The sequence below is a fragment of the Mycolicibacter sinensis genome, from assembly GCF_001667945.1.
GTDB lineage: Bacteria > Actinomycetota > Actinomycetes > Mycobacteriales > Mycobacteriaceae > Mycobacterium > Mycobacterium sinense_B.
In genome coordinates, this window is sequence record NZ_LZJK01000044.1 from 1 (window position 1) to 5,451 (window position 5,451).

Genomic DNA, 5,451 nt, shown 5'->3' on the forward strand with positions numbered 1-5,451 from the left:
AAATGCCTGTGGCCCCCAAGTTGTTTGGGGGCCACAGGGCTTTTAAATTGTGTTCGGCGGTGTCCTACTTTTCCACCCGGGTGGGCAGTATCATCGGCGCTGACAGGCTTAGCTTCCGGGTTCGGGATGGGACCGGGCGTTTCCCTGTCGCTATGTCCGCCGTAACTCTATTTTTTTGTGGGTGGTGGGCCGGCCCTTGTGTGGGGCGGGTGTCCACCGGGTCACCAATAGTGTGTTTGGTGGTGGGGTGTGGGTTATGGGTTTGTGGTGTGGTTGCGGGCAACACGTGTGTTTCTTTGTGTTGGTAAGTTTTCGGCCGGTTAGTGCCAGTTCCCTAAACATCTTGCGGTGCTTGCAGGTCTGGTCTATCGATCCCGTGGTCTGCGGGGGGCCTTATCCCACTGAATGGGTGAGAATCCTGGTCTTGGAGTGGGTTTCCCGCTTAGATGCTTTCAGCGGTTATCCTGTCCGAACGTGGCCATCCAGCCGTGCTCCTGGTGGAACAACTGGTATACCAGAGGTTCGTCCGTCCCGGTCCTCTCGTACTAGGGACAGGTTTCCTCAAGATTCTGACGCGCGCGGCGGATAGAGACCGAACTGTCTCACGACGTTCTAAACCCAGCTCGCGTGCCGCTTTAATGGGCGAACAGCCCAACCCTTGGGACCTGCTCCAGCCCCAGGATGCGACGAGCCGACATCGAGGTGCCAAACCATCCCGTCGATATGGACTCTTGGGGAAGATCAGCCTGTTATCCCCGGGGTACCTTTTATCCGTTGAGCGACACCCCTTCCACTCGGGGGTGCCGGATCACTAGTCCCGACTTTCGTCCCTGTTTGACGTGTCAGTCTTACAGTCAAGCTCCCTTGTGCACTTACACTCAACACCTGATTGCCGTCCAGGTTGAGGGAACCTTTGGGCGCCTCCGTTACATTTTAGGAGGCAACCGCCCCAGTTAAACTACCCACCAGGCACTGTCCCTGAACCAGCTTCATGGTTCGAGGTTAGAGGTCCAATACGATCAGAGTGGTATTTCAACAACGACTCCACCCACACTGGCGTGCGGGTTTCACAGTCTCCCACCTATCCTACACAAACCGCATCGAACATCAATACCAAGCTATAGTGAAGGTCCCGGGGTCTTTTCGTCCTGCCGCGCGTAACGAGCATCTTTACTCGTAATGCAATTTCGCCGAGTCTATGGTTGAGACAGTTGAGAAGTCGTTACGCCATTCGTGCAGGTCGGAACTTACCCGACAAGGAATTTCGCTACCTTAGGATGGTTATAGTTACCACCGCCGTTTACTGGGGCTTAAATTCTCAGCTTCACCCCCGAAGGGGTTAACCGGTCCTCTTAACCTTCCAGCACCGGGCAGGCGTCAGTCCGTATACATCGTCTTGCGACTTCGCACGGACCTGTGTTTTTAGTAAACAGTCGCTTCTCACTGGTTTCTGCGACCCCCTCCCGCTGCCCACCGCAAGGGTGTTGACGGTATGAGGGTCCCCCTTCTCCCGAAGTTACGGGGGTATTTTGCCGAGTTCCTTAACCATAGTTCACTCGTACGCCTTGGTATTCTCTACCTGACCACCTGTGTCGGTTTGGGGTACGGGCCGTGTGCGTGCTCGCTAGAGGCTTTTCTCGACAGCATAGGATCACCGAATTCGCCACAATTGGCTATGCATCACCTCTCGGAATATATGCCAGACGGATTTGCCTATCTGACTTCCTACCGGCTTACCCCAGTATTACCACTGACTGGTACGGCTACCTTCCTGCGTCACCCCATCGCTTGACTACTACCAGCGAAGGTCCCACGCAGCCGGTGATCGTCGCACCCCGAAGGGATTGATCGACCACCTTTTGGGTGGTTAGTACCGCTGATTCATCAGGGACGCCCACACACGGGTACGGGAATATCAACCCGTTGTCCATCGACTACGCCTGTCGGCCTCGCCTTAGGTCCCGACTCACCCTGGGAGGACTGGCCTGGCCCAGGAACCCTTGGTCTTTCGGCGGGCAAGGTTCTCACTTGCCTCATCGCTACTCATGCCTGCATTCTCGCTCCCACACCCTCCACCACTAGGTCACCCTGTGGCTTCACCGGATGCAGGACGCTCCCCTACCCAATCCTGACGGATTGCCGCGGCTTCGGCGGTGTGCTTGAGCCCCGCTACATTATCGGCGCACAATCACTTGACCAGTGAGCTATTACGCACTCTTTCAAGGGTGGCTGCTTCTAAGCCAACCTCCTGGTTGTCTTCGCGACTGCACATCCTTTTCCACTTAGCACACGCTTAGGGGCCTTAGCCGGCGATCTGGGCTGTTTCCCTCTCGACGCACGGAGCTTATCCCCCGCCGTCTCACTGCCACGCTTACACTCACCGGCATTCGGAGTTTGGCTGACGTCAGTAACCTAGTAGGGCCCATCGGCCATCCAGTAGCTCTACCTCCGGTGAGAAACACGCAACGCTGCACCTAAATGCATTTCGGGGAGAACCAGCTATCACGGAGTTTGATTGGCCTTTCACCCCTACCCACAACTCATCCCCTCAGTCTTCAACCTAAGTGGGTTCGGGCCTCCACGCGGTCTTACCCGCGCTTCACCCTGGCCATGGGTAGATCACTCCGCTTCGGGTCCACAACACGCCACTACACCAGCCCCACTGGACTGGATACGCCCTATTCAGACTCGCTTTCGCTACGGCTACCCCACCCGGGTTAACCTCGCGACGTGCCGGTGACTCGCAGGCTCATTCTTCAAAAGGCACGCCATCACCCCACAACGAGGGCTCTGACGGATTGTAGGCACACGGTTTCAGGTACTATTTCACTCCCCTCCCGGGGTACTTTTCACCATTCCCTCACGGTACTCGTCCGCTATCGGTCATCGAGAAGTATTCAGGCTTACCGGGTGGTCCCGGCAGATTCACAGCAGATTCCACGGGCCCGCTGCTACTCGGGGACACTGCGACAGCAGAGACCATGTTTTCACCTACGGGGCTCTCACCCACTACGGCAGACCATCCCAGGCCACTTCGATTAACACGATCTTTTCTCACTGCTGCCCCTCACGGCGGTAAGAGGAACGCAGACCCCACAACACCGCACACACAACCCCCGCCGGGTATCACATGCATACGGTTTAGCCATCCTCCGCTTTCGCTCGCCACTACTCACGGAATCACATTTTGTTTTCTTCTCCTACGGGTACTGAGATGTTTCACTTCCCCGCGTTACCTCCCCACCGGCTATACATTCACCGGAGGGTGACACGACATCACTCGTGCCGGGTTTCCCCATTCGGACATCCTCGGATCCACGCTCGGTTGACAGCTCCCCGAGGCATATCGCAGCCTCCCACGTCCTTCATCGGCTCTCGATGCCAAGGCATCCACCATGCGCCCTTACACACTTACACACACAAAAACCAAGAAACAAAAATTGCAAAACAAACAAGACCAAAACATCTTGCTTGTTAGATGCTCGCAACCACTATCCACAAAACAAACACCACACCCCACCACCAAGATGGAGCGACAACAACCCCCACCCCACCACGGGGCGACAACCAGGCCTGTTGCCTCAGGACCCAACAGTGTGCCCAACCCGAAAGCCGGCCACCAGGACAAACCCGGCGGTTGGTGTCTTCGCTTGCTGCTGCGTAAATCAATCTGCACCACCGGATCGCCCACTACAGGCGCCGGCACAACCTCTCCCAACCGCATCACCCTCACCCATGTGAGGAACGGGGGAACATGGTGCTCCTTAGAAAGGAGGTGATCCAGCCGCACCTTCCGGTACGGCTACCTTGTTACGACTTCGTCCCAATCGCCGATCCCACCTTCGACGGCTCCCTCCCAAAGGGTTAGGCCACCGGCTTCGGGTGTTACCGACTTTCATGACGTGACGGGCGGTGTGTACAAGGCCCGGGAACGTATTCACCGCAGCGTTGCTGATCTGCGATTACTAGCGACTCCGACTTCATGGGGTCGAGTTGCAGACCCCAATCCGAACTGAGACCGGCTTTCAAGGATTCGCTAACCCTCACGGGATCGCAGCCCTTTGTACCGGCCATTGTAGCATGTGTGAAGCCCTGGACATAAGGGGCATGATGACTTGACGTCATCCCCACCTTCCTCCGAGTTGACCCCGGCAGTCTCTCACGAGTCCCCACCATCACGTGCTGGCAACATGAGACAAGGGTTGCGCTCGTTGCGGGACTTAACCCAACATCTCACGACACGAGCTGACGACAGCCATGCACCACCTGCACACAGGCCACAAGGGAACGCCTATCTCTAGACGCGTCCTGTGCATGTCAAACCCAGGTAAGGTTCTTCGCGTTGCATCGAATTAATCCACATGCTCCGCCGCTTGTGCGGGCCCCCGTCAATTCCTTTGAGTTTTAGCCTTGCGGCCGTACTCCCCAGGCGGGGTACTTAATGCGTTAGCTACGGCACGGATCCCTAAAGGAAGGAAACCCACACCTAGTACCCACCGTTTACGGCGTGGACTACCAGGGTATCTAATCCTGTTCGCTCCCCACGCTTTCGCTCCTCAGCGTCAGTTACTGCCCAGAGACCCGCCTTCGCCACCGGTGTTCCTCCTGATATCTGCGCATTCCACCGCTACACCAGGAATTCCAGTCTCCCCTACAGTACTCCAGTCTGCCCGTATCGCCCGCACGCCCACAGTTAAGCTGTGAGTTTTCACGAACAACGCGACAAACCACCTACGAGCTCTTTACGCCCAGTAATTCCGGACAACGCTCGCACCCTACGTATTACCGCGGCTGCTGGCACGTAGTTGGCCGGTGCTTCTTCTGTACCTACCGTCACCCCGCAGAAAACCACGGAGCTTCGCCGATACTGAAAGAGGTTTACAACCCGAAGGCCGTCATCCCCCACGCGGCGTCGCTGCATCAGGCTTGCGCCCATTGTGCAATATTCCCCACTGCTGCCTCCCGTAGGAGTCTGGGCCGTATCTCAGTCCCAGTGTGGCCGGACACCCTCTCAGGCCGGCTACCCGTCGTCGCCTTGGTAGGCCATCACCCCACCAACAAGCTGATAGGCCGCGGGCCCATCCCACACCGCAAAAGCTTTCCACCACAGAACATGCATCCCATGGTCCTATCCGGTATTAGACCCAGTTTCCCAGGCTTATCCCAGAGTGCAGGGCAGATCACCCACGTGTTACTCACCCGTTCGCCACTCGAGTACCCCCGAAAGGGCCTTTCCGTTCGACTTGCATGTGTTAAGCACGCCGCCAGCGTTCGTCCTGAGCCAGGATCAAACTCTCCAAACAAAAAACGTTCAGAACAATCCTGAAAACATCAGTTCCGAAAAACCGACAAAACAACACCACACCCCCAACACGGGGCGCCAAGGATGTGGCAAAACAACAACAAACAAAAACCACCAAACACACTATTGAGTTCTCAAACAACACGCCC

Annotated in this window: 3 rRNA genes; all 3 read right to left on the minus strand. The window is 56.6% G+C overall.

Annotation, left to right across the window (positions count from 1 at the left end):
• Positions 1-51 precede the first annotated feature (51 nt).
• Positions 52-164, minus strand: a 5S ribosomal RNA gene (rrf, locus tag A5694_RS05535).
• Positions 165-300: 136 nt separating this feature from the next.
• Positions 301-3,417 (minus strand): 23S ribosomal RNA (locus A5694_RS05540).
• Between the two features lie 351 nt (positions 3,418-3,768).
• A 16S ribosomal RNA gene (locus A5694_RS05545) occupies positions 3,769-5,303 on the minus strand.
• Together the 16S, 23S and 5S rRNA genes form the textbook arrangement of a ribosomal RNA operon.
• Between the last annotated feature and the right edge of the window lie 148 nt (positions 5,304-5,451).